15 protein-coding genes are annotated in these 22,689 nt (G+C 60.0%); 5 read left to right on the forward strand and 10 right to left on the reverse strand.

The annotated features are described in order from the left end of the window. Nucleotides 1–272: 272 nt before the first annotated feature. Together hrpA and aceK are read right to left on the reverse strand one after the other, a co-directional pair. On the reverse strand, nt 273–4,184 hold the full coding sequence (hrpA, locus tag KW839_RS25660) for an ATP-dependent RNA helicase HrpA (protein ID WP_218425833.1): 3,912 nt from the start codon (nt 4,182–4,184) through the stop codon (nt 273–275). A gap of 617 nt (nt 4,185–4,801) precedes the next feature. After that, on the reverse strand, nt 4,802–6,520 hold the full coding sequence (gene aceK, locus KW839_RS25665; protein ID WP_060541300.1) for a bifunctional isocitrate dehydrogenase kinase/phosphatase: 1,719 nt from the start codon (nt 6,518–6,520) through the stop codon (nt 4,802–4,804). 181 nt (nt 6,521–6,701) lie between these two features. Here aceK and KW839_RS25670 point away from each other — a divergent pair, with 181 nt between their 5' ends. Continuing rightward, nucleotides 6,702–7,610 (forward strand): DMT family transporter, encoded by a 909-nt coding sequence (locus KW839_RS25670; protein WP_218425834.1) that lies wholly within the window; start codon nt 6,702–6,704, stop codon nt 7,608–7,610. Nucleotides 7,611–7,742: 132 nt separating this feature from the next. Here KW839_RS25670 and KW839_RS25675 read toward each other — a convergent pair whose 3' ends face one another. The 6 genes from KW839_RS25675 to KW839_RS25700 form a co-directional block, all read right to left on the reverse strand. Beyond that, nucleotides 7,743–9,323, reverse strand: a complete 1,581-nt coding sequence (locus KW839_RS25675; RefSeq protein WP_218425835.1) for an aldehyde dehydrogenase (NADP(+)) — start codon at nt 9,321–9,323, stop codon at nt 7,743–7,745. Nucleotides 9,324–9,470: 147 nt separating this feature from the next. Beyond that, nucleotides 9,471–10,466: an AraD1 family protein gene (gene araD1, locus KW839_RS25680; protein WP_218425836.1), complete on the reverse strand. Its 996-nt coding sequence runs from the start codon at nt 10,464–10,466 to the stop codon at nt 9,471–9,473. A gap of 39 nt (nt 10,467–10,505) precedes the next feature. Then, nucleotides 10,506–11,681 carry an L-rhamnonate dehydratase gene (locus KW839_RS25685; protein WP_060541296.1) on the reverse strand — a complete coding sequence of 392 codons (1,176 nt, stop codon included), beginning with the start codon at nt 11,679–11,681 and terminating at the stop codon, nt 10,506–10,508. 330 nt (nt 11,682–12,011) lie between these two features. Further along, the gene (locus tag KW839_RS25690) at nt 12,012–13,016 is read right to left on the reverse strand and encodes a 4-hydroxythreonine-4-phosphate dehydrogenase PdxA (protein ID WP_060541295.1); all 1,005 of its coding nucleotides are present in this window, start codon (nt 13,014–13,016) and stop codon (nt 12,012–12,014) included. Further along, entirely contained in the window at nt 13,013–13,984 is a 972-nt protein-coding gene (locus KW839_RS25695; protein ID WP_218425837.1) for an amidohydrolase, read from the reverse strand. Before KW839_RS25695 ends, KW839_RS25690 begins: the two co-directional genes overlap by 4 nt. After that, nucleotides 13,977–15,317 carry an MFS transporter gene (locus KW839_RS25700; RefSeq protein WP_218425838.1) on the reverse strand — a complete coding sequence of 447 codons (1,341 nt, stop codon included), beginning with the start codon at nt 15,315–15,317 and terminating at the stop codon, nt 13,977–13,979. The genes KW839_RS25695 and KW839_RS25700 overlap by 8 nt, the downstream gene beginning before the upstream one ends. A 441-nt stretch (nt 15,318–15,758) precedes the next feature. On the opposite strand from KW839_RS25700, the gene KW839_RS25705 reads away from it, so the two are divergent. The 4 genes from KW839_RS25705 (at nt 15,759) to KW839_RS25720 (ending at nt 19,896) form a co-directional block, all read left to right on the forward strand. Beyond that, nucleotides 15,759–16,772, forward strand: a complete 1,014-nt coding sequence (locus KW839_RS25705) for a tripartite tricarboxylate transporter substrate binding protein (protein WP_218425839.1) — start codon at nt 15,759–15,761, stop codon at nt 16,770–16,772. 53 nt (nt 16,773–16,825) lie between these two features. Beyond that, the gene (locus KW839_RS25710; RefSeq protein ID WP_060541291.1) at nt 16,826–17,359 is read left to right on the forward strand and encodes a tripartite tricarboxylate transporter TctB family protein; all 534 of its coding nucleotides are present in this window, start codon (nt 16,826–16,828) and stop codon (nt 17,357–17,359) included. After that, nucleotides 17,356–18,885: a tripartite tricarboxylate transporter permease gene (locus KW839_RS25715; protein WP_218425840.1), complete on the forward strand. Its 1,530-nt coding sequence runs from the start codon at nt 17,356–17,358 to the stop codon at nt 18,883–18,885. The genes KW839_RS25710 and KW839_RS25715 overlap by 4 nt, the downstream gene beginning before the upstream one ends. A gap of 69 nt (nt 18,886–18,954) precedes the next feature. Next, nucleotides 18,955–19,896, forward strand: a complete 942-nt coding sequence (locus KW839_RS25720) for a LysR family transcriptional regulator (protein WP_060541289.1) — start codon at nt 18,955–18,957, stop codon at nt 19,894–19,896. A gap of 75 nt (nt 19,897–19,971) precedes the next feature. Here the strand turns inward: KW839_RS25720 and KW839_RS25725 are convergent, their stop codons facing one another. Both KW839_RS25725 and KW839_RS25730 read right to left on the reverse strand, forming a co-directional pair. Then, on the reverse strand, nt 19,972–20,793 hold the full coding sequence (locus KW839_RS25725; protein ID WP_218425841.1) for a MinD/ParA family protein: 822 nt from the start codon (nt 20,791–20,793) through the stop codon (nt 19,972–19,974). Between the two features lie 200 nt (nt 20,794–20,993). Continuing rightward, nucleotides 20,994–22,637, reverse strand: coding sequence for an acetolactate synthase large subunit (locus KW839_RS25730; protein WP_218425842.1), 1,644 nt, complete (start codon nt 22,635–22,637; stop codon nt 20,994–20,996). Nucleotides 22,638–22,689 lie beyond the last annotated feature (52 nt).

The following is a 22,689-nucleotide window of genomic DNA, read 5'->3' on the forward strand; positions in this document are numbered from 1 at the left end:
CCATAAACGTCAGGTTTTCGCCCCTTTTGCGCGAGCAAACACCTACTTGTGTGGGCTTATTTGGTGAAGGCCGATATAGGGTGAAGGGGCTTGTGTAGCGAGGGGGCTTGTCGGACCGCCACACCGCCCCGTTCGGCTGCGAAGCAGCCGTAAACCTGCGCACTCGATGAAACCGATACACCGACGTCACAGGTTTTGGGCCGGCTTCGCCACCCAGCGGGGCGGTGCGGCGGTCCGACAAGCCCCTCGCCACAGGCCCCACTCCACAAGGGTTAAGGCTCGACTTGTGCCCACTGCTTGTTCAGACGCTTGTCGGAAATCGGCACCTTGGTCCCCAGTTGCTGGGCGAACAGTGAAACCCGGTATTCCTCCAGCCACCAGCGATACAGCTCCAGCTGCGGGTCGCGCTTGCCTTCCTGGGCGTGCTTGCTGGCGCGGGCCTGGTATTGGCTCCAGAGACCGGACAACTCACCGCTCCAGACCCGGTCCCGCTGGACCTGAGCACCGATTTTTTCGAAACGCTGCTCGACTGCTTTCAGATAACGCGGCAACTCCTTGAGCCACTGCATCGGCGTTTCCCGGACAAAACCCGGATACACCAGATGACTCAATTGCTGCTTGATGTCGTTCAGGGCCACAGCTTGCGCCAGGTCGATCTTGCCCTTGAAGCGCTTTTGCAGACCGTGCCAGAGCTTGAGGATTTCCAGGGTCAGTTTCGCCAGCCGCTCGGCGTGCTCGGTCCAGGCCCCGCGCTTGCGCTCGGCCAATGACGCCAGTCCGGAACCGTCACGAGGCAGCGGATCTTCACCGTCGAGAATACAGCTGTCGAGGCTGGCCAGCAGAATGTCTTCCACCAGCGCATCGACACGCCCCATGTCGCGGTACAGCAGGCCCAGGTCAGTCAGGCCCGGTAACTTGCTACGCAGGAACTTCGCCGGTTCAGCCAACTGCTGCAGCAACAAGCGCTGCAAGGCGCGGCGATGCTGGAATTCGGCCTCGGCCGGCGTCGAGAAGCGTCCTTCTTTGACCGTGCCGGCCTCTTCCACCAGTGCCGGATACACCGTCATCGACAGCCCGGCAATCTTCTGTTGGGTTTTTTCCGCCACGGCGGCAAACACTTTCGGCTCGACCGGCTGCTGGCTTTTCGCGGTTTGCGGCACGGCCAAGGCGGCCTGGCTGGCTTCGGCGAAGCGCGCAGTGAGTTCGGCGAGGTCGCGGCCTTCGCCGAGGAACTTGCCCTGGGCGTCGACGATTTCCAGGTTCATCCGCAGATGGTTTTCCACCTGCTGCTCAGCTTCTGCCCAGGCTTCGTCGCTGACCCGTGCCCCGGTCATGCGCAGCAACTCGCGTCCCAGCGCCTGGGGCAGCGAACCCTCGGCGAAGGTCATGCGTTGCAAGGCCGCCTTGACGAAGTCCGGCACCGGCACGAAATTCTTGCGCAAGGCCTTGGGCAGGTTGCGCACCAGGGCGATGCACTTGGCCTCGATCACCCCCGGCACCAGCCACTCCAGACGCTCCGGCGGCAGCATCGGCAGCAGCGGCGCCGGTACCCGCAGAGTCACGCCGTCGCGCGGATGATTGGGTTCGAAGTGGTAGCTCAAGGCCAATTCCAGATCACCGATGTGCAGGGTGTCCGGGTAATGCAGCGCGGTGACTTCACTGGCTTCGCGGGCCAGCACGTCTTCCTCGCGCATGATCAGCAACTGCGGGTCTTTCTGGCTGTTGATCCGGTACCAGGCGTCAAAGGTCGCGGTCTGGTGGATCTCTGCCGGCAGCCGTGCGTCGTAGAAGGCAAACAGGGTTTCTTCGTCGGCAAGAATGTCGCGACGGCGGGCCTTGGCTTCCAGTTCGTCGAGTTGCTCCAGCAACTGTTTATTGGCCGTCAGGCATTTGGCCTTGGACTGAATCTCGCCACGTACCAGGGCTTCGCGGATGAACAGTTCGCGCGACACCACCGGGTCGACCGGGCCGTAATGCACCGGCCGGCGACCGACAACGATCAGCCCGAACAAGGTGATCTGCTCGAACGCCACCACCTGCCCGCGCTTCTTCTCCCAATGGGGTTCGAAGTGGTTTTTCTTGATCAGGTGCCCGGCCAGCGGCTCGATCCAGTCGGCATCGATCTTGGCCACCATGCGCGCGTAGAGCTTGGTGGTTTCCACCAGTTCAGCGGTCATCAGCCATTGCGGGCGCTTCTTGCCGATTCCTGACGACGGGTGAATCCAGAAGCGTCGTTGACGGGCACCGAGGTAATCGCCGTCTTCGGTTTTCTGGCCGATCTGGCTGAGTAGCCCCACCAGCACGGCCTTGTGCAGTTTCGGGTAGTCCGCCGGTTCCTTGTTGAGGCTCAGCTGCATGTCACGACAGATCAGGCTCAACTGGCGATGGGAATCACGCCATTCACGCAGGCGCAGATAATTGAGGAAGTTCTTGCGGCACCAGTTGCGCAGCGGGTTGGCGGTCAACGCCTGGCGCTGTTCCTCGAAACCGCGCCACAGATTGACCAGCCCGGCGAAGTCCGAGTCGGCGTCTTTCCATTGGGCGTGGGCCTGGTCGGCCGCCTGCTGACGCTCCGGCGGACGCTCGCGCGGGTCCTGGATCGACATGGCGCTGGCGACGATCAGGACTTCCTGCAGGCTGCCGAGTTTCGCCGCTTCAAGCAGCATGCGGCCCATGCGCGGGTCCACCGGCAGCCGCGCCAGTTGCCGTCCGAGCGGGGTCAGTTGGCTGTTGCGGTCCACCGCCGAGAGTTCTTGCAGCAGGTTGAAACCGTCACTGATGGCCTTGCCATCCGGCGGCTCTATGAACGGAAACGCAGTGATTTCACCGAGGCGCAGATGCAGCATCTGCAAAATAACCGCCGCGAGGTTAGTGCGCAGGATCTCCGGATCGGTGAATTCCGGGCGACTGAGAAAATCCTCTTCGCTGTACAGGCGCACGCAGATACCCGGCTCGACCCGCCCGCAACGGCCCTTGCGCTGGTTGGCGCTGGCCTGGGAAATCGCTTCGATGGGCAGGCGCTGGACCTTGGCGCGGTAGCTGTAGCGGCTGATGCGCGCGGTGCCGCTGTCGATCACGTAACGGATACCCGGCACGGTCAACGAGGTTTCCGCGACGTTGGTTGCCAAGACGACGCGTCGGCCGGGGTGCGACTGGAAAATCCGCTGCTGTTCGGCCGGCGACAAACGCGCGTACAGCGGCAGAATCTCGGTGTGCTTGAGCTGGGCCTTGCGCAGCATGTCGGCAGCGTCGCGAATCTCCCGCTCGCCGGGCAAAAACACCAGCACGTCACCGGGACTGCGGCGTTCGCTGCGCTCGAAAGCGGCGATTTCGTCGAGGGTGGCAAGGATCGCCTGATCCACGGTCAGATCGTCCTCGACACGGTTGCCCTCTTCGTCCTGCTCCAGGGTCAGCGGGCGATACCAGGTGTCCACCGGGAAGGTACGCCCGGAGACTTCGACAATCGGCGCATCGTCGAAGTGCTTGGAGAAGCGCTCCAGGTCGATGGTCGCCGAGGTGATGATGACTTTCAGATCCGGACGGCGCGGCAGCAGGGTTTTCAGGTAACCGAGCAGGAAGTCGATGTTGAGGCTGCGTTCGTGGGCTTCGTCGACGATGATCGTGTCGTAACGCTCGAGGTAGCGGTCGTTCTGGGTTTCCGCCAGCAGGATGCCGTCGGTCATCAGTTTGATCAGCGTGTTGGAGTCGCTCTGATCCTCAAAGCGCACCTGATAGCCAACCAGCGCTCCCAATGGCGTGCCCAGTTCCTCGGCAACCCGGCTGGCGACGCTGCGCGCGGCAATTCGGCGTGGCTGGGTGTGGCCGATCAGGCCATGCTGGCCGCGACCGATTTCCAGGCAGATCTTCGGCAACTGGGTGGTTTTGCCCGACCCGGTTTCACCGGCAATGATCAACACCTGATGCTTTTCCAGTGCCTTCTTGATTTCGTCGCGCTTGGCGGCGATTGGCAGGCTGTCGTCGTAACGAATCACCGGCAGGCTGGCCTTGCGCGCCAGCACCTGATCACAGGAGGCTTGCATGCGCGAAACCCACTGGGCCAGCTTGGCGTCGTCGGGTTTCTTGCGCAGCTCAAGCAGTTGCCGCCGCAGCCGGTGGCGGTCGGCGAGCATGGCGTGATCGAGGTTTTTCAGCAGTTTGTCGATGGAGGGCGATTCGTCGGTCATCGGGTACGCAATTCAGTCGTCTAGTGGCGCAGGTTGCGGATTGTCGCAGATTTGGGGGATTTGTGGCGTGTCAGGGGGATTGCTACCCTCACCCCAGCCCTCTCCCGGAGGGAGAGGGGGCCGATTGTGGGTTGCTTTAGACGTGCATCGACCTGCGAGTGCTTTGTTGAATCCATTATTGCCAAGACTTCAGAAGCACATCGACTGTTGGGTGCTTTGTTGAATCCATTATTGCCAAGACAGCAGAGTACATCGCCCTTTGAGTGCTTTGCCGAATCCATTATTGCCAAGACTTCAGAAGCACATCGACTGTCCGGGTGCTTTACCGAATCCATAATCGCCAAGGTCTTTCAGGTCGATGTTTGACACAAGACGCCTCGGTCGGCCCCCTCTCCCCCCGGGAAAGGGCTGGGGTGGGTTGCTTTAGACGTGCATCGACCTGCGAGTGCTTTGTTGAATCCATTATTGCCAAGACTTCAGAAGCACATCGACTGTCCGGGTGCTTTACCGAATCCATAATCGCCAAGGTCTTTCAGGTCGATGTTTGACGCAAGACGCCTCGGTCGGCCCCCTCTCCCCCCGGGAGAGGGCTGGGGTGAGGGGGGGGTCTTGAATACCTACTCGCTATCCAACCCCTTGCGCCGATAAGGAAACACATCAATCACCTTCCCTGCCCGAATCGCCTCTTGCAGGCTCTTCCAGTAATCGGCGTTATACAACTCGCCATGCAACTGATCGAACAACTTGCGCTGCCCCGAATCAGCAAACAAAAACGGCGGAAATTCCTCCGGGAACACATCCAGCGGCCCGATCGAATACCAAGGCTCAGAAGCCATTTCATCTTCCGGTGTACGCGGCTGCGGGATGTATCGGAAGTTGGCTTCGGTCAGGAAGCAGATCTCGTCATAGTCGTAGAACACCACGCGCCCATGGCGGGTGACGCCAAAGTTTTTCAGCAACATGTCGCCGGGAAAGATGTTCGCCGCCGCCAGTTGCTTGATCGCCAGGCCGTAGTCTTCCAGCGCTTCATGCACCTGCGCCTCGTTGGCGTTTTCCAGGTACAGGTTCAGCGGGGTCATGCGCCGCTCGGTCCAGCAGTGGCGAATCAGCACCGTGTCGCCTTCCACCGACACCGTGGACGGCGCGACTTCCAGCAGCTCCTCCAGGCACGCCGGGTCGAACTTGCTCAACGGGAAACGGAAGTCGGCGAACTCCTGGGTATCGGCCATGCGCCCCACGCGGTCGACGCTCTTCACCAGGCGGTACTTCTCGATCACCGTGGCGCGGTCGACGTTTTTCGACGGCGAGAAACGGTCCTTGATGATTTTGAATACGGTGTTGAAACCCGGCAGGGTAAACACGCTCATGACCATACCGCGCACGCCGGGGGCCATGATGAACTGGTCGTCGGTGTTGGCCAGGTGGTTGATCAGTGCCCGGTAGAATTCGGACTTGCCGTGTTTGTAGAAACCTATCGAAGTGTACAGCTCGGCAATGTGCTTGCCCGGCAGGATGCGCTTGAGGAAGCCAATGAATTCCGCCGGCACCGGCACGTCCACCATGAAATACGAGCGGGTGAACGAGAAAATGATCGACACATCGGCTTCATCGGTGATCAGTGCATCGATCTGGATCCCGCGACCTTCGCGGTGCAACAGCGGAATCACCAGCGGCCATTGCTCATCGGCGGTGTAGATGCGCCCCACCAGGTACGCGCCCTTGTTGCGATAGAGTACCGAGGAAAACAGCTCGACACTCAGCTCGGGGTCCTTGCACACCCAGTCCGGCAGGTTCTCGCGCAGCTGCGCTTCGAGACGGCGCAGGTCGCCGGACAAATCGGCGTACGCCTCGCTGAAACGGTAGTCGGCGAAGATGCTCGCCAACATCGCCGACAGCTGGCCCTGGGGTTTATAGGTACGGGTTTGCGCAGCACGGGCGCGACGCAGGCTCGGCCGGGTGGTGTGGATGAACATGCAGCCATCGCTGATCAGGTCGTGGCTGAACAGGCCGCAGAAAATCGAGTTGTACCAGGTTTCGGACAGCTCATCGTCGAAGCGCAGGTCGATCAGGGTGATGTAGGCGCTTTTGACCAGCGGCCAGCAGCTTACGTCCAGCGTATCGGCATCAAACGCGGTGCGCAGCCGCTCCACCGTTTCGCCGACTTTTTCTTCGTACAGGTTGATCCGTGCCGCCGACGCCGATTGCGTCTCCTGCCAGAGAGCCTGCTCGAAGCGGGCCCGGGCGCCGTCGGTGATCTGACGGAAATGCTCGCGGTAATCGTCAAAGCCATCGAGAACCATTCGGGCGATGTCGGCGGCTGGCCATTGCTGCGCCATGGTGAGACCTCTGCGGGAATTCGGGAGCCCTGAGCTTAGCCAGTGAAGCGGGTGCAGGAGAAGCGTAATTTTTGTGCCTTCGCGTCGTCGACACCCTGAAGAGTTAAATGCCCGGATTTCGGTTGCCATCGATCACACACTCGGCAACACTTTCGCCCCTCCCCCCAGGAAGGACCGCGCAGTGAACCCCGTCGATATATTTCGTTTACTGTCCCTGGCGGCCATTTGGGGGGCAAGCTTTCTGTTCATGCGCATCATCGCCCCGGTGATCGGCAGCATTCCTACCGCTTTTTTCCGTGTATCGATCGCCGCCGCCGGACTGTTGGTGATACTGGGGCTGATGCGTGTCAGCTGGGATTTCAAGGGCAAACTCAAAACCGTGATGCTGCTCGGGGTGATCAACTCCGGGGTTCCGGCGACCCTCTATTCGGTGGCCGCGCAGGTGTTGCCAGCCGGTTACTCGTCGATTTTCAATGCCACGACCCCCTTGATGGGCGTGCTGATCGGCGGCCTGTTTTTCCATGAAAGGCTCACTGGCGCCAAACTCGGCGGTGTGTTCCTGGGGCTGTTCGGCGTGGGCGTGCTGACCCGTGCCGGTCCGGTGGCGTTCGATATGGAACTGCTGATGGGTGCCGTCGCCTGCCTGCTCGCGACCACTTGCTACGGATTTGCGGGGTTTCTGGCCCGCCGCTGGCTCGATCAGGCCGGTGGGCTCGACAGTCGTCTTTCAGCGCTGGGCAGCATGCTCGGGGCAACCTTGTTGCTGCTGCCGTTGTTCGGTTACAGCGTAATCACCCAGCCACCGACGAGCTGGGGCGGCTGGAATGTCTGGTTGTCGTTGCTGGGCCTGGGCCTGGGCTGCACGGCGTTTGCGTACATTATTTACTTCCGGCTCCTGAGCTCGATTGGTCCGGTGAAATCGATGACCACGACCTTTTTGATTCCGCTGTTCGGCGTGTTGTGGGGAGCGCTGTTTCTCGATGAGCCACTGTCCATGGCGCATATTTATGGGGGGTTGTTGATTGCACTGGCGTTGTGGATGGTGTTGAAGCCGACGGTGGTGAAAGTGGCTAAGGTATCGACCCGGTAGTGCTGCGGTGCTTGCGACATTGTCTTCGCGAGCAAGCCCGTTCCCACGTTGGATCTCATGTGAACGCGATATCTGTGATCACTGAGATCAACTGTGGGAGCGGGCTTGCCCGCGAAAGCGTCAGCTCAGGCACTACAAAGCCGAAGCACTCATCTCCCCATCCACCAACCGCTCAATCCCCAGCGGATTGGCATCCTGCAATGCCTCTGGCAGCAGCGCATCCGGATAATTCTGGAAGCACACCGGTCGCAGGAACCTGTCGATAGCCAGCGTCCCGACCGACGTGCCCCGCGAGTCCGAAGTCGCCGGATATGGCCCGCCATGCACCATCGCCTCGCACACCTCGACCCCGGTCGGATAGCCGTTGAGCAGAATCCGCCCGACCTTCTCCTGCAATACCTCCGCCAACCAGCGGTACTCCAGTAACTCGTCGGCCTCGCCAATCAGCGTCGCCGTCAGTTGCCCGCGCAGGCCGTGCAGCGCCGCCGCCAACTGCGCCCGATCTTCAACTTCAATAACGATAGTGGTCGGCCCGAACACTTCCTCCTGCAGCAGATCATCGCCCTTGAGCAACAGACTGACATCGGCCTTGAACACCTGCGGTTGCGCCTGATTGCCCTGCTGCGGCTTGCCCGCCAGGTGCAGCAGGCCCGGATGCTCGTGCAATTCACCCAGCCCCCGGCTGTAGCTGGCCAGTGTGCCGGCGTTGAGCATGGTTTGTGGCGGCTGCTGGTTCATGCTGGCGCAAAAGGTTTCGAGAAAGGTGCTGAACTGCGGCGAACGCAGGCCAATGACCAGGCCAGGATTGGTACAGAACTGCCCGCAGCCCTGGGTCACCGAAGCGGCCAGTTGCGCGGCGATCTGCTCGCCCCGCACCTTGAGCGCCTCGGGCAACAAAAATACCGGGTTGATGCTCGACATCTCGGCGAATACCGGAATCGGTTGCGCCCGGTTCGCGGCCATGTGGCTCAAGGCATTACCGCCCTTGAGCGAGCCGGTGAAGCCCACGGCCTGGATCGCCGGATGCTTGACCAGCCACTCACCCACTCCACCGCCATAGATCATGTTGAACACACCGGCCGGCATCTGCGTGCGCTCGGCGGCGCGAATGATTGCGTCCGCCACCCACTCGGCGGTCGCCATGTGGCCGCCGTGGGCCTTGAACACCACCGGGCAACCGGCGGCCAGCGCCGAAGCGGTATCGCCACCGGCGGTGGAGAACGCCAGCGGAAAGTTGCTGGCGCCGAACACCGCCACCGGCCCCAGGGCGATGCGGTACTGACGCAGGTCCGGACGCGGCAACGGCTGACGCTCCGGTAACGCCCGGTCGATGCGCGCGCCGTAGAAATCGCCGCGCCGCAGCACCTTGGCAAACAAACGCAATTGGCCGCTGGTGCGCCCGCGCTCACCCTGGATACGTCCGGCAGGCAACGCGGTTTCGCGGCAGACCGTGGCGACGAAATCATCACCGAGGGCATCGATTTCATCGGCAATGGCATCGAGGAATCGTGCGCGTTTTTCTGCGCTGAGGTTACGGTAGATCGGGTAGGCCGCAGCGGCGGCTTTGGCGGCGGCGTCCACTTCGGCTTCGGATGCCTGGAAGAATGTGCCGGGCAGTGGTTCACCGGTGGTAGCGTCGATACTTTGCAGTTGCGAGGTGCCGTTGGCGCTGCGACGGCCGCCGATGTAGTTGTGTCCGAGTGGCGTGGTCATGTGGAGATCCTTAGTCAGGTGACTGACCGAAGATTCGTGGGGTGTTCAAGAGCCACCCCTCACCCCAACCCTCTCCCCAAAGGGGAGAGGGGGAAAGGGAGCCGATCTTCGTGTTGTTCAACATTGCGTTCGACTCAGAACCTGTGTTCAGAGCACGCGAACTTGTCCGATCGGCAGCGGCTGGGCGCTTTCGCCTATGCCGTTGATCAGCGGTGCACCGAACTCATCCAGGCTGATCTGGAAGCGATCCCCCGGCTGGGTCTTTACACCGTCGGCAAACGACAGCGTGGCAGTGCCGAAGTAATGCACGTGGACATCACCCGGGCGCAAGAACTGCGAGTATTTGAAGTGGTGGAATTCGAGGTTGGCGAGGCTGTGGCACATGTTGTCTTCGCCGCTGAGAAACTCCTTTTCCCAGATCGTTTCGCCGTTGCGTTTGATCCGGCTGGTGCCGACCAGGTGCCTGGGCAACTCACCGATGCGCAACTCCGGACCGTAGGAGCAATAGCGCAGCTTCGAATGCGCCAGGTACAGGTAGTTGCGCCGCTCCATCACATGGTCGGAGAACTCGTTGCCCAGCGCATAACCAACGCGATACGGCTGGCCGTCATCGCCAATCACGTAGAGCCCGGTCAGCTCCGGTTCTTCGCCGGCGTCTTCGGCAAACGGCGGCACCGGAAAATCCTCACCGGGGCGCACGACGATACTGCCGTCGCCCTTGTAGAACCATTCCGGTTGCGCGCCTACCTGCCCCGCCGCCGGTTTGCCGCCCTCCAGGCCCCATTTGAAGATGCGCATGGTGTCGGTCATGCCGATTTCTACGGCGCCGTCCTGCTGGTGCATTTTGTCCCGTGCCGAGGCGCTGCCCAGGTGGGTCAGGCCGGTGCCGCTGATCAGGCAATGGGCCGGGTCTTCGTGATCCAGCGGTGGCAAAACGCAGCGCTGCTGCAATAACTGCGCGTAATCGGGCCCGGGCTCGGTGCCGCGCTGCGCGACTTCTTCTTGCAGGCTGCGTTTGCCGCGGATCGCCGCGAGTGCCAGTTCGCGGGTGCTGCGGGTGTCGCGCAGCACCTGGACCTGTGCCCCGTCGACGAGCCCGACCTGACGTTGTCCGGCAGTATTTTCGAATTGAATCAGGCGCATGTCGGCCCTCCATAGAGTCGCGAATTGGTGGCCACAGGGTCACTCGATGATGTTGAAGTCGCTCAGGTACTCATCGGAGATTTCCAGGCCCAGCCCGGGCTTGTGGTCGTCGAGCTGGATGTAACCGTTGACCGGCTGCGGCTCGCCCTTGAACACGTAGTAGAAGAGTTCGTTGCCGACTTCGACGTCGAATACCGGGAAGAACTCGGCCATCGGCGAGGCGGTGGTGGACATGGTCAGGTGGTAGTTGTGCATCTGCCCGGCGTGAGGGATCACCGGCACCGACCAGGCTTCGGCCATGGCGTTGATCTTGCGCGCTGCGGTGATGCCGCCGACGCGGTTGGTGTCGTACTGGATCACGTCGACGGCGCGACGCTCCAGCAGGTCCTTGAAGCCGTAGGAGGTGAACTCGTGCTCGCCGCCGGAGATCGGCATGATCCCCATTTTTTTCAGCTCGATGTAGCCCTCGATGTCGTCGGCGATCACCGGTTCTTCCAGCCAGCGCGGCTCGAACTCGGCCAGTTTCGGCAACATGCGACGGGCATATTCCAGGGTCCAGCCCATGTAGCATTCGAGCATGATGTCGACATCGGGGCCGGCCAGATTACGCAGGGCGCGCACTTGCTCGATGTTCTTGCGCATACCCGCCGGGCCGTCTTTCGGGCCGTAGCCGAAGCGCATTTTCAGCGCAGTGAAACCCTGGTTCAGATAGCCCTGGGCTTCTTCGAGGAACAGGTCGAGGTTGTCGTTGGCGTACAGCTTGGAGGCGTAGGTCCAGATCTTTTCCTTGGTACGGCCACCGAGCAGTTTGAACACCGGTTTGTTGACCGCCTTGCCCATGATGTCCCAGATCGCGATGTCGATCGCCGAAATGGCCGCCATGCCGATGCCTTTGCGGCCCCAGGCGTGGCTTTGGCGGTACATTTTCTGCCAGATGTATTCGTTGTCGAACGGGTCTTCACCCATCGCGATGGGTGCCAGGTAGGTGTCGATGATTTCCTTGGCCACACGCGGCGCCAGGGCGCAGTTGCCGATGCCGACCAGGCCCGTATCGGTCTCGACTTCCACCACCAGCCAGCCGTGGAAACGGAACGATCCCATGGCGTCGCCGCGCTCGAAAAGGATGTCACTGGCGTTGGTGCAGAAGTGCGCTTGAGGTGGAACGACTTTGCCTTTCCACTCGAAAACGCGGGTACGGATCGCTTTGATTTTCATGAATACAGTTCCTTGAGCTGCCGGCTTCTTGTAGTTGTCGGGTCGCGTGCCTGGAGCTGCTCGGTGACGGGTTCCAAGGCATTCGATGGGCCGACTTTAGCCAGCGCCCGGGGGCGGCGGATAATCACTTATGCGTATCCGGCGATAACCTGGGGTGATAGATGAATGCGTTTATTGCTCTGATCGAGTTATCAGGCATGACACAAAAAAATGTGGGAGCGGGCTTGCTCGCGAAGAGGCAATGTCAATCGACATAAATGCCGCCTGACACACCGCCATCGCGGGCAAGCCCGCTCCCACAGGGTTAAGTGTTGTCGATGGATCGGGAAATCAGTAGCTGTTGGCGCCCATCCGGCAGGCAATCTCGAACGCCTGGCGTATCGCCCCGACATTGGCCTTGCCCTGCCCGGCGATATCGAAGGCCGTGCCATGGGCCGGTGTGGTGATCGGGATCGGCAAGCCGCCCTGCACCGTCACGCCGCGGGAAAAGCCCATCAGCTTGATCGCGATCTGCCCCTGGTCGTGGTACATGGTCACCACTGCATCGAAGGCACTGGCATCGCCCTGGACCTTGAGGAAAATCGTATCTCCCGGGTACGGCCCTTCAGCCGCGATGCCCTTGGCCTGAGCCGCACGCACCGCCGGGCCGATGATGTCCAGCTCTTCACGACCGAACGACCCGTTGTCACCGTTGTGCGGGTTCAAGCCACACACGCCGATGCGCGGTTTTTCCAGACCGTTGCGCTTGAGCGCGGTGTCGATCAACTCAATCGCTTCCACCACCCGCGCCTGGCTGAGCATGCCCGGCACATCGGCCAGGGCCACGTGGGAAGTCACCCGCGAGGTCCAGAGGTTGTCGAGCACGTTGAATTCGCAGAACGGTCCGTGGAAATCCAGCAGCTCGGCAAACCAGTGCAGTTCGTCGCTGTGGGCCATGCCGGCCATGTGCAACGAGGTCTTGTTCAACGGGCCGAACAGCACCGCATCAGTGGTGCCCGCTTCGGTCAGGCGCAGGGCCTGTTCGAGGGTGTCGAGGCTGTAGCGACCGCCCACCACACTGGCTTCGCTACGGGGGAACTCACCCATGGCATCGCCGCGAAAATCGTAGAACAGCGGCGTGTCATCGACAAAGTCCAGTTGCGCCAGGGATTCCACGCGACGAAAGGGAAACTCCACCCCGGCGATGCGCATGCCACGCCGCATTTCCGCCTCGTCGGCGATCAGGATCACATTGGCCTGGCTGCGCACCTGCGGCTCGCCGAGCAGTCGCGCGATCAGTTCCGGGCCGATGCCGGCGGGGTCCCCCAGGACCATCGCGATGGTAGTCTTGTTCATGCTTCACTCCTCAAGGGTTCAGGCTGCGCACGGTCAATGGCGCAAGGCTCGCAGCGATAAACCCGCTGCGCGTTGCTGTAGAAAAGTCGCTCCTGATCGGCCCGTGGCAGATCGGCGACGATGGATTTGAAACCGCTGTAGATGTCGTCGAACGAGCCGCACAGGCTGTCCACGGGGAAGTTGCTGGCAAACATCGCCCGCTGGCTGCCGAACATGGCGATCACCTCGCGCACGATCCAGGCGTTGTCTTTGGCACGCCAGCGCTGGCCACCCTGCCCCAGGCCGGAAATCTTCACCTGCACGTTCGGCCACTGCGCCAGCCGCGCCATTGCCAGGCGCCAGCTCGCCAGGCCTTCGGCACTGCGATCGCTGGGCAAGCCGGCGTGGTTGAGAATCAGCGTGATTCCGGGAAAGTCCCGGGCCAGGCGCTCGGCTTCGTGCAGGTTCCACCAGGGTGTCTGCAAATCGAAATGCAGCCCCAGGCCTTCGAGGGCGGCATAGCTGCGGCGCCAGTGCTCATCGCTCATCAGGCTGCGCAGATGCCCGACTTGCTGTGGCGTGGCCGGCCCACCGGGTTTGTGCCGGACACTGCGCACGTGCTTGAAACGCGCCTGTTCGTGCAATACATCGATGGCGTCCGGATGATCGAGCCAGGCTTGCGCCACAATGGCATTCGGCACGCCGTAACGGGCGGCCAATTGCTCGATGAACCTGGTTTCGCCAATCGGGTCCCCGGGGTTCCATTCGGTCTCGACGTACACCGTCTGCACGACGTCATGCGCGGCCGCATCGGCGAAATAGTCCTCAGGGAAATAACGCCGCTTGATTGCACTGTAGTCACCGTAACGAAACGGGACGCTGGCCTCAGGAGCGAGCCAGGGGTGGTCGTTGACGGTCGGGTCCCAGAAGTGATGATGGGCATCGACGATCGGGCCATCCCAAGTGGTACCGGCCAAGAGCTTAGACATGTCGCACCTCATCCAGACTGATGAACAACGTAGCCAGCACAAACACCGCCGAGCACACCGCGAAGAAGCCCAGCACCGGGGCAAAACCACCGGTCATCTGCAAAATCACCCCCACCAGGATCGGTACCGCAATGCCGCCGGTACTGCCCGCCATGTTCATCACGCCGCCGATCAGGCCAACCCGCGCCGGAGCCGCCAGCAGTGCCGGGAAGCTCCAGTAGAGGCTGCCCCACATCAGGAAAAACGCGGTCATCGCCAACAGCGCCACTGCTGCAAAAGGATTGCTCAGGGTCGGCAGCAGCAGGAAGGCGCCGAGGGCCACCAACCCGGAAAACGCCAGCAGGCTCTTGACCGCCATACCGCGGCTGACACCCTTGCGAATCAAACCGTCGCAAAGAAAACCACCGGTCAACGAGCCCAGCGCACCACAGAGGAAGATCACGAAAGTCGCAGCACCAATGCCCTTGATATCAAAGCCGCGGGCCTGGGACAGATAACTCGGGCCCCAGGTCAGCAACCCGAAATACACCATCGCCCAACTGGCACGACCGATCAGCAAGCCACTGAGGGAACGCGCGGCAATGCCCAGGCCTTTGACCGGCACCCGCGCCGCTTCGGCAGCCGGTGTGGCACGGCCGGCGTTGATCTGTTCAAGCTCGGCTTCATTGACCTGCGGGTGGCTGGCCGGGTCATCGCGCAGATAACGCCGCGCCAGCCAGGCCAGCGCCAGGGTGGCGATACCGGCAATCACAAAGGCCAGGCGCCAGGAATCCAGCGAAGCGATCAGGTAAGCAATGATCAACCCGCCCAGCGCCACACCCAACGGGCTGCCGCTGTCCATCAGCACCGCGCCGCGACTGCGTTCGCTGGGGGCCAGCCAAAGGGAAATCATCTTGCCGCCCGAGGGGAACAGCGGCGCCTCGGCGGCACCCAGTGCGACCCTGGCAAACAACAATGACAGGCCACCGGTGGCGAACGCCGCCAGTACCTGGAACGTGCCCCACAAGCCGGTCGACCAACTGATGACCCGGTGCGGGCCATATCGGTCAATCAACCAGCCACCGGGAATCTGCAACAGCGCGTAGGCCCAGAAGAAGCTGCTGAGAATCAGCCCCTGCAAACTGGGAGACAGGGAAAATTCGTGGGCAATGGTCGGCATCGCGATGGACAGCGAGACCCGGTCGATCAGGTTGATCATGGTCAAGGCGAAGATGATGGCGAAGATCCGCCAACGCACACTGCTGGCTTTGGCGGTGCCGGCCTGCGCGTTCGCCGCGGCCGGTGGCTGGATACCTGCGGCGGGCAGGTTCAGGGAAGCACTGGAACGAGCCATGGTGCGTACCTCGTTTTATTATTGTTGTGAACGTAACGACGCCTTTCCTGGCGGCGTGGTGAGCACTATCGAAGGCTCGCTGATAACCGTCTAATCAATACTTGAAATCAGGCGATAGCCTCGGGTTATGCCATGCCCTGCTTTCAACGTCCTTTCAACGTTGGCGCTTTTTTCTGTAGGAGCGAGCCTGCTCGCGATGGTCTTCAACGAAAACGCGTGTTTCTTGAAGAGACGCAGCGCCCATGAGTCCATCGCGAGCAGGCTCGCTCCTACATAAGTCCTGCTTCGTTTGCCGAGCTATAACTCCAGGCTATCGGTGTATGTATTGTTTTGACTAGACGTGGAGTCTGCGTGTTCACACACTCAGGCCAGGCTTGCGGCTTTAACGCTTAAACAAGTCGCTCATAACAATTACAAAAACACCGAAACGAGGCCCTTCCCATGCGAAATGCATTCGTCCGTCGCACTTCCCGTCTGTTTCTTGGCTGCACTCTGATCGCCGCCGGTGCCCTTCCCGCCCTGGCGCACGCCTGGCAGCCGGACAAGAACGTCGAAATCATTGTCGCCGGTGGCCCCGGTGGCGGCACCGACCAGCTCGGGCGCCTGATCCAGTCGATCATCACCACCCACAAGCTGCTCGACGTTAATACCATCGTCCTTAACAAGGGCGGCGGCAATGGCGCCGAAGCCTTCCTCGACATGAAGATGAACAAGGGCGATGCCGAGAAACTGGTGATCGGTACCAATAACATCTACCTGTTGCCGCTGGTGTCCAAGCTCGGCTATCAATGGCAGGAGCTAACACCGATTGCCGCCGTGGCCGAAGATGACTTCATCCTCTGGAGCTACAAGGACGCGCCCTGGAAAGACGCCAAGGGCTTCTACGCGGCGGTCAAGGCCGACCCATCGAGCCTGCGCATGGGCGGCAGCCAGTCCAAGGACGTCGACCAGACCCTGACCCTGCTGCTCAACCAGACCAACAACAGCAAACTGGTGTACATCCCGTTCAAGAGCGGCAGCGAAGCCGCGACCCAACTGGCCGGCAAACACATCGCCGCCAACGTCAACAACCCCAGCGAAAGCATCAGCCAATGGCGTGGTGACCAGGTCGAGCCGCTCTGCGTATTCAGCAAGGAGCGCATGAGCTACACCGAAAAAGTCGCCGGCGATAAATCCTGGGCCGACGTGCCGACCTGCCACGAACAAGGCCTGGGCATCGATCAGTATCGCTTCCCGCGCACCGTGTTCATGCCCGGCGAAGTCACCGCCGAACAACGGGCGTTCTATGTCGAGCTGATGCGCAAAGTCACAGAAACCCCTGAGTTCAAGGCCTACGTGAAGCAGAACGCCCTGGTGCCGACCTTCCTCGAAGGCGAGCCGCTGACTGCCTACATCGAAAAAGACACCGCCCGCGTCACGCCAGTGTTCAAGGAAGCCGGCTGGCTGAAAAACTGAAGTCGCCACGGCCGCCTGCCTGCGGGCGGCCGTGCCCTGCTGGAGATATGTTCATGTCCCATTCCTCGGATTCACCGGCACTGGTCGGCACCCGTTGGGTCGAACTCGGCCTGGCGTTATTCACTACCCTGATCGGCGCGGTGGTGATGTACGGTAGCCTCGAACAAGGCATTGGCTGGGGCGATGCCGGCCCAGAGCCGGGTTACTTCCCCTTCTATATCGGCCTGATGCTCAGTGCCGCCAGCGTGGCCAACGGCCTGTTGACCCTGGTGCGCTGGCAGGCGCTCAGTGTTGCGTTCGTCAGCGGCAGTGCATTCAAGCAAGTGATGTCGGTATTCATCCCTATCGCGCTGTTCGTCGGCGCCATGCCCTTGACCGGCATCTATGTGGCCTCGGCGTGCTTCATTGCCTGGTTCATGTGGCGTGACAAGGTGCGCGCCAAACCTTATGGCAAGTTGATGATCGCCAGCGTGTCCCTGGGCGCGGTGCTCGCCAGCTACCTGATTTTCGCGCTGTGGTTCAAGGTCCCGCTGGATGCCGGCCCGATGGGCGACTGGATTGCCCTGGCCGGGAGAAACTTCAAATGAGCGAGTTCGATTCCCTGCTGCAAGGCATGAACCTGATCCTGACCCCGGGCCATATCGGCCTGATGGTGATCGGCGTGCTGCTGGGCATTCTGGTGGGTGTGTTGCCCGGCCTCGGCGCCCCCAATGGCGTGGCGCTGCTGCTGCCACTGACCTTCACCATGTCGCCGGTATCGGCGATCATCCTGCTGTCGTGCATGTATTGGGGCGCGCTGTTTGGCGGCTCGATCACCTCGATCCTGTTCAACATCCCCGGCGAGCCCTCATCGGTGGCGACCACGTTCGACGGCTACCCGATGGCCCGCGAAGGTCGCGCCGCCGAAGCCCTGACCGCCGCCTTCAGTTCGGCACTGCTCGGTGCGTTGGCCGGGGTGTTGTTGCTGACCTTCCTGTCGACGAAGATTGCCGCGTTCGCCATGTCCTTCAGTTCGCCGGAGTTCTTTGCGGTGTACCTGTTGGCGTTCTGCACCTTCATCGGCATGAGCAAGAACCCGCCACTGAAAACCGTGGTGGCGATGATGATCGGTTTCGCCATGGCAGCGGTCGGCATGGACACTGTGTCCGGCAACCTGCGCCTGACCTTCGACCAGCCGACACTGATGACCGGCATCAGCTTCGAAGTGGCGGTGATCGGCCTGTTCGGCATCGGTGAAATTCTCTGCACTGTCGAAGAAGGCCTGGTGTTCCGTGGCGAACATGCGCGCATCACACCGATGGTGATCCTGCGCACCTGGGCCAAGCTGCCGCGCTACTGGTGGACCATCGTGCGCAGCACCCTGGTCGGTTGCTGGATGGGCATTACACCAGGCGGACCGACCGCCGCATCGTTCATGAGCTACAGCCTGGCGCGGCGCTTTTCGAAAAACCGCGACAATTTTGGCAAAGGTGAACTCGAAGGCGTGATCGCTCCGGAAACTGCTGACCATGCCGCCGGCACCAGTGCCTTATTGCCGATGCTGACCCTGGGCATTCCTGGTTCGGCCACGGCAGCGGTAATGCTTGGCGGCTTGATGATCTGGGGCCTGCACCCCGGCCCGACGCTGTTCGTCGAGCAGCATGATTTTGTCTGGGGCCTGATCGCCAGCATGTATCTGGGCAACGTGGTCAGCCTGATCGTGGTGTTGGCTACCGTGCCGCTGTTCGCTTCGATCCTGCGCATTCCGTTCTCGATCATCGCGCCGATCATCATCATGGTCTGTGCCATCGGTGCCTACTCGGTCCACAACTCGTTCTTCGACGTGGTGTTGATGCTCGGCTTCGGCGCCCTGGGTTATCTGTTCAAGAAACTCGGCTACCCGATTGCGCCGCTGGTACTGGCCGCTGTGCTGGGTGACAAGGCTGAAGATGCATTCCGCCAGTCAATGCTGTTCTCCGACGGTCACCTGGGGATTTTCTGGTCCAACCCACTGGTGGGCAGCCTGACCACAGCGGCACTGCTGATGCTGTTCTGGCCGCTGATTTCCAGGGCACTGGGCGCCCTGTCAGGCCTGCGCAAACCGCCCGTCGCCAAGACCAAATCCGTGCTGTGATACAGCAATGCTGGCAACGCCTGACATTTGTTGTCAGGCTTGCCGCAGTCTTTCATGCGAGCGCGGCCCATGACCCGAATTCCTGATGCCAACGTAATCCACAGCCGACTGCGTCTGCGCCAACTGCGGCTGATGCTGGCCCTGCAGGAATTCGGCTCGTTGCGCCGCGCCGCCGACCACATCGGCATGACCCAACCGGCAGCGACCAAGATGCTGCACGAAGCCGAGGATTTGCTCGGCGTCGAACTCTTCGAACGCTTGCCCCGCGGCATGCGCTCCACCCCATTCGGCGAGACGGTCATTTACTACGCACGCATGGTGTTCGCCGAACTCAGCGGCATGCGTGAAGAACTGGTCGCCCTGCAGTCCGGCAACCTCGGCCGCGTCGCGGTCGGGGCAATTCCAGCCCTGGCTTCAGGGTTGCTCACGCGTACCATCGCCACCTTGAAACAAAGCCATCCGCGTCTGTCCATGAGCATTCAGGTCGACACCAGCGACGTGCTGGTACAAGCATTGCTGCAGGATCAACTGGATATCGTGTTGGGGCGGATTCCGGCGGGTGCCCGGGCCGAAGAATTGCTCTTCGACAGCCTCGGCGAAGAAGCCTTGTGCGTGATTTCCGGCGCGCACAATCCACTGGCGAAAGCGACTCAATTGAGTTGGGCCGAACTGCAAAACATGACCTGGGTGCTGCAACAACAACCCAGCCCGATGCGCGCGATCATCAATCAGGTGTTCCACAATGCGCGGGTCGATATTCCCAGCAGCATCGTCGAAACCACCTCGATCATGACCCTGCTCTCATTGATCCAGCAGACCGACATGCTCGGTGTCACGCCGGTGTCGGTGGTCGAGGATTATCCTGGCCGTGATTTGCTGGCGGTGCTGCCGATCAAGTTCGAAGCACGCTTGCCGCCGTATGGTTTGATCACCAGGCGCCATCGCATTCAATCCTCGGCGATGCAGGCGTTCATGAATTCGGTGCGGGCCGAGCATGCGCTGAGCAAATGAAACGGTTCTTCAGGGATCAACGAAAACCTGTAGGAACTGCGGTGCGACGATTCGAATACGGCCCGGAAAGAGATGTCATCCTCTCGTTTTTTTGACGAGTTGCTCAACGAAGAACTCTATATGGCCTCTAGGGATAGTTGCCAAAGGCCAAGTGCTGACCTTTACAGCGATATTATGAAATGCTTGGGCACACTTGGAGCGCGGATAGTATTCATAAACTGCTCGCTGACTCTGCGCTGCCCTACGCGCACATTCATCGTACGGTACAGCTCCCGCATACTGCAGTGCTATGTCGAGGAAGTGATCGGTAATCTTGGTCAATTTAACGAAAAGGGCGCGACCTTCCTGCGAGTTATGCGCCATATTGACTAGGATCCGGAAACGGTCCATTCCGTAATCACGATTCAACAGTTTAATCAGTGCATAGGCATCGGTGATCGAGGTCGGTTCGTCGCAGACCACCAGAAGGGCTTCTTGGGCCGCCCGGACGAGACTAACCACCGACGAGCCGATGCCCGCAGCTGTGTCAATCACCAGCACATCGAGACTATCACTGATTTCACTGAAAGCCTGGATCAGGCCTGCGTGCTGAGCCGGTGACAAATGCGCCATGTTCGGGAAGCCTGAAGCTGCGGGAACGATTCGCACGCCACCCGGACCACCCAAAAGCACTTCGGATAACTCACAGCGACCGTCAATTAAATCGGCAAGTGTGTACTTTAGGGAAAGCCCTAACAGAACATCAATATTCCCCAAGCCAAGATCGCCATCAAGCAATACAACTCTTCTTCCAAGCTTCGCTAGCGCCAATGAAAGATTCACAGCCACAGTCGTCTTGCCAACGCCGCCCTTTCCGCCGGTTACGGCGATAACCTGTACAGTATTCACATCATCCATCTTATAGACCCCCTTCCATGTGCAACACATGCAAGTAGTCGCTATTTATCCGTATAAGTTCTGAATGCGCGACCCTGGCACTTAGCTCACAAGGAAAACTAGAAATCGCACAGTACATCTATCGACCACTCAACTTTATAACAAGGCGGCGACACTTCCGCTAAGAAAACTGCAACCACAAAGAGGTCACCTTACTTCAATTACACAAGCGCACTACGACGTTTGAGTTCTCCATTAAGAATGAAGTCATTCTCGGAATAATCTATCGGGCAATCGATCACATGAACTCCTGGCTCGCGAATGCACTTCTTCAACAATGGTAAAAACGATTCTGCAGAGTGAATCAGATACCCATTGGCGCCATAGCTTTGGGCATACATCACGAAATCAGGATTTCCGTAATCCAGACCAAAATCTGTGAACCCCATATTTGCCTGTTTCCACCGGATCATGCCGTACCCATCATCGCGTAGGATGATGATAGTCAAATTCATCTTCAAGCGAACGGCGGTTTCAAGCTCTTGGCTATTCATCATGAAACCACCATCACCACAGACCGCCACGACTGGGCGATCAGGGTAGACCAAGTGGGCAGCCATGGCAGACGGCAGCCCCGCACCCATAGTCGCAAGGGCATTATCCAACAGAACCGTGTTAGGTTTATGAGCCTTATAGTTGCGCGCGAACCACAATTTGTAGATCCCGTTATCCAAGGCGACGATACCCTCAGATGGCAGAGCACGCCGAACATCAGCTACCAGGCGCTGGGGATAAATTGGGAAGCGATCGTCATCAGCTCCTTCGGCCACTTGGACCTCATTAGCCTCACGAATAGTCATCAGCCGATTGAAATTCCAATGAGACTGCGGCTCCAGTGCTTCGCTGATCTGCCAGATCGCGTTGGCGATATCACCCACCACTTCGATTTGTGGAAAATACACAGGATCAACTTCGGCAGATCGGAAGTTGATATGAATAACGTCCGTACCGCCACGAACCATAAAAAAAGGTGGTTTTTCAATTACGTCGTGCCCGATATTGACGATCAAATCAGCAGCCTCTAGACCGCGATGTACGAAGTCACCCGCCGACAGAGCAGCGTTCCCAAGGAAACGGGGATGGCGCTCGTCCACTACACCCTTCCCCATTTGAGTGGTTACGAACGGTATTCCAGTCTTATCGATCAACTGCCTGAGGACCTTAGCGGTGATCTTACGGTTAGCACCAGCTCCGATAACCAAGATTGGGCTGTGTGCCGCCTTGAGCTTGCAGACAGCGGCAGCAATAGCTTTTTGCTCGGCAACCGGACGGCGATGCAAACTGGGTTGGATTGGTCGGTTGTCCGTATGCTCGGCTGCAATATCTTCCGGGAGCTCGAGATGCACAGCGCCCGGCTTCTCTTCTTCAGCAAGGCGGAAAGCTTCACGTACTCGAGAAGGGATGTTGTCCGCAGAAGCTAATTGGTGCGTGTATTTTGTAACCGGCCGCATCATCCCAACCACATCGAGGATCTGGAAACGCCCCTGTTTAGACTTTTTAATGGGCTTCTGCCCGGTAATCATGAGCATAGGCATCCCCCCCAGATAGGCGTAAGCACTGGCGGTCACCAAATTCGTTGCACCGGGGCCTAGCGTAGCGAGACTGACACCTGTCTTACCCGTGAGACGACCATATGTAGAAGCCATAAATCCGGCGGACTGTTCGTGGCGTGTGAGTACCAATTTGATGGTTGAGCATCTTAGTGACTCCAGCAGATCCAGATTTTCCTCACCTGGAATGCCAAACACATATTCAACTCCTTCATTCTCTAAGCATTGCACTACAACATCTGCAGCCTTAGCCATCTTCCACCTCGAATTTTGAGAGCATTTAAATGCAATTGAATATGTTTTACCG

The sequence above is a fragment of the Pseudomonas sp. PDM31 genome, from assembly GCF_019218965.1.
Lineage (GTDB): Bacteria > Pseudomonadota > Gammaproteobacteria > Pseudomonadales > Pseudomonadaceae > Aquipseudomonas.

Coding starts and splice junctions, on each gene's coding strand:
- KW839_RS25710 (WP_060541291.1), top strand. CDS start 16,826: ATGTCCCATTCCTCGGATTCACCGGCACTGGTCGGCACCCGTTGGGTC.
- KW839_RS25730 (WP_218425842.1), bottom strand. CDS start 22,637: ATGGCTAAGGCTGCAGATGTTGTAGTGCAATGCTTAGAGAATGAAGGA.
- aceK (WP_060541300.1), bottom strand. CDS start 6,520: ATGGCGCAGCAATGGCCAGCCGCCGACATCGCCCGAATGGTTCTCGAT.
- KW839_RS25705 (WP_218425839.1), top strand. CDS start 15,759: ATGCGAAATGCATTCGTCCGTCGCACTTCCCGTCTGTTTCTTGGCTGC.
- KW839_RS25675 (WP_218425835.1), bottom strand. CDS start 9,323: ATGACCACGCCACTCGGACACAACTACATCGGCGGCCGTCGCAGCGCC.
- KW839_RS25690 (WP_060541295.1), bottom strand. CDS start 13,016: ATGAACAAGACTACCATCGCGATGGTCCTGGGGGACCCCGCCGGCATC.
- KW839_RS25715 (WP_218425840.1), top strand. CDS start 17,356: ATGAGCGAGTTCGATTCCCTGCTGCAAGGCATGAACCTGATCCTGACC.
- KW839_RS25700 (WP_218425838.1), bottom strand. CDS start 15,317: ATGGCTCGTTCCAGTGCTTCCCTGAACCTGCCCGCCGCAGGTATCCAG.
- hrpA (WP_218425833.1), bottom strand. CDS start 4,184: ATGACCGACGAATCGCCCTCCATCGACAAACTGCTGAAAAACCTCGAT.
- KW839_RS25695 (WP_218425837.1), bottom strand. CDS start 13,984: ATGTCTAAGCTCTTGGCCGGTACCACTTGGGATGGCCCGATCGTCGAT.
- araD1 (WP_218425836.1), bottom strand. CDS start 10,466: ATGCGCCTGATTCAATTCGAAAATACTGCCGGACAACGTCAGGTCGGG.
- KW839_RS25685 (WP_060541296.1), bottom strand. CDS start 11,681: ATGAAAATCAAAGCGATCCGTACCCGCGTTTTCGAGTGGAAAGGCAAA.
- KW839_RS25720 (WP_060541289.1), top strand. CDS start 18,955: ATGACCCGAATTCCTGATGCCAACGTAATCCACAGCCGACTGCGTCTG.
- KW839_RS25725 (WP_218425841.1), bottom strand. CDS start 20,793: ATGGATGATGTGAATACTGTACAGGTTATCGCCGTAACCGGCGGAAAG.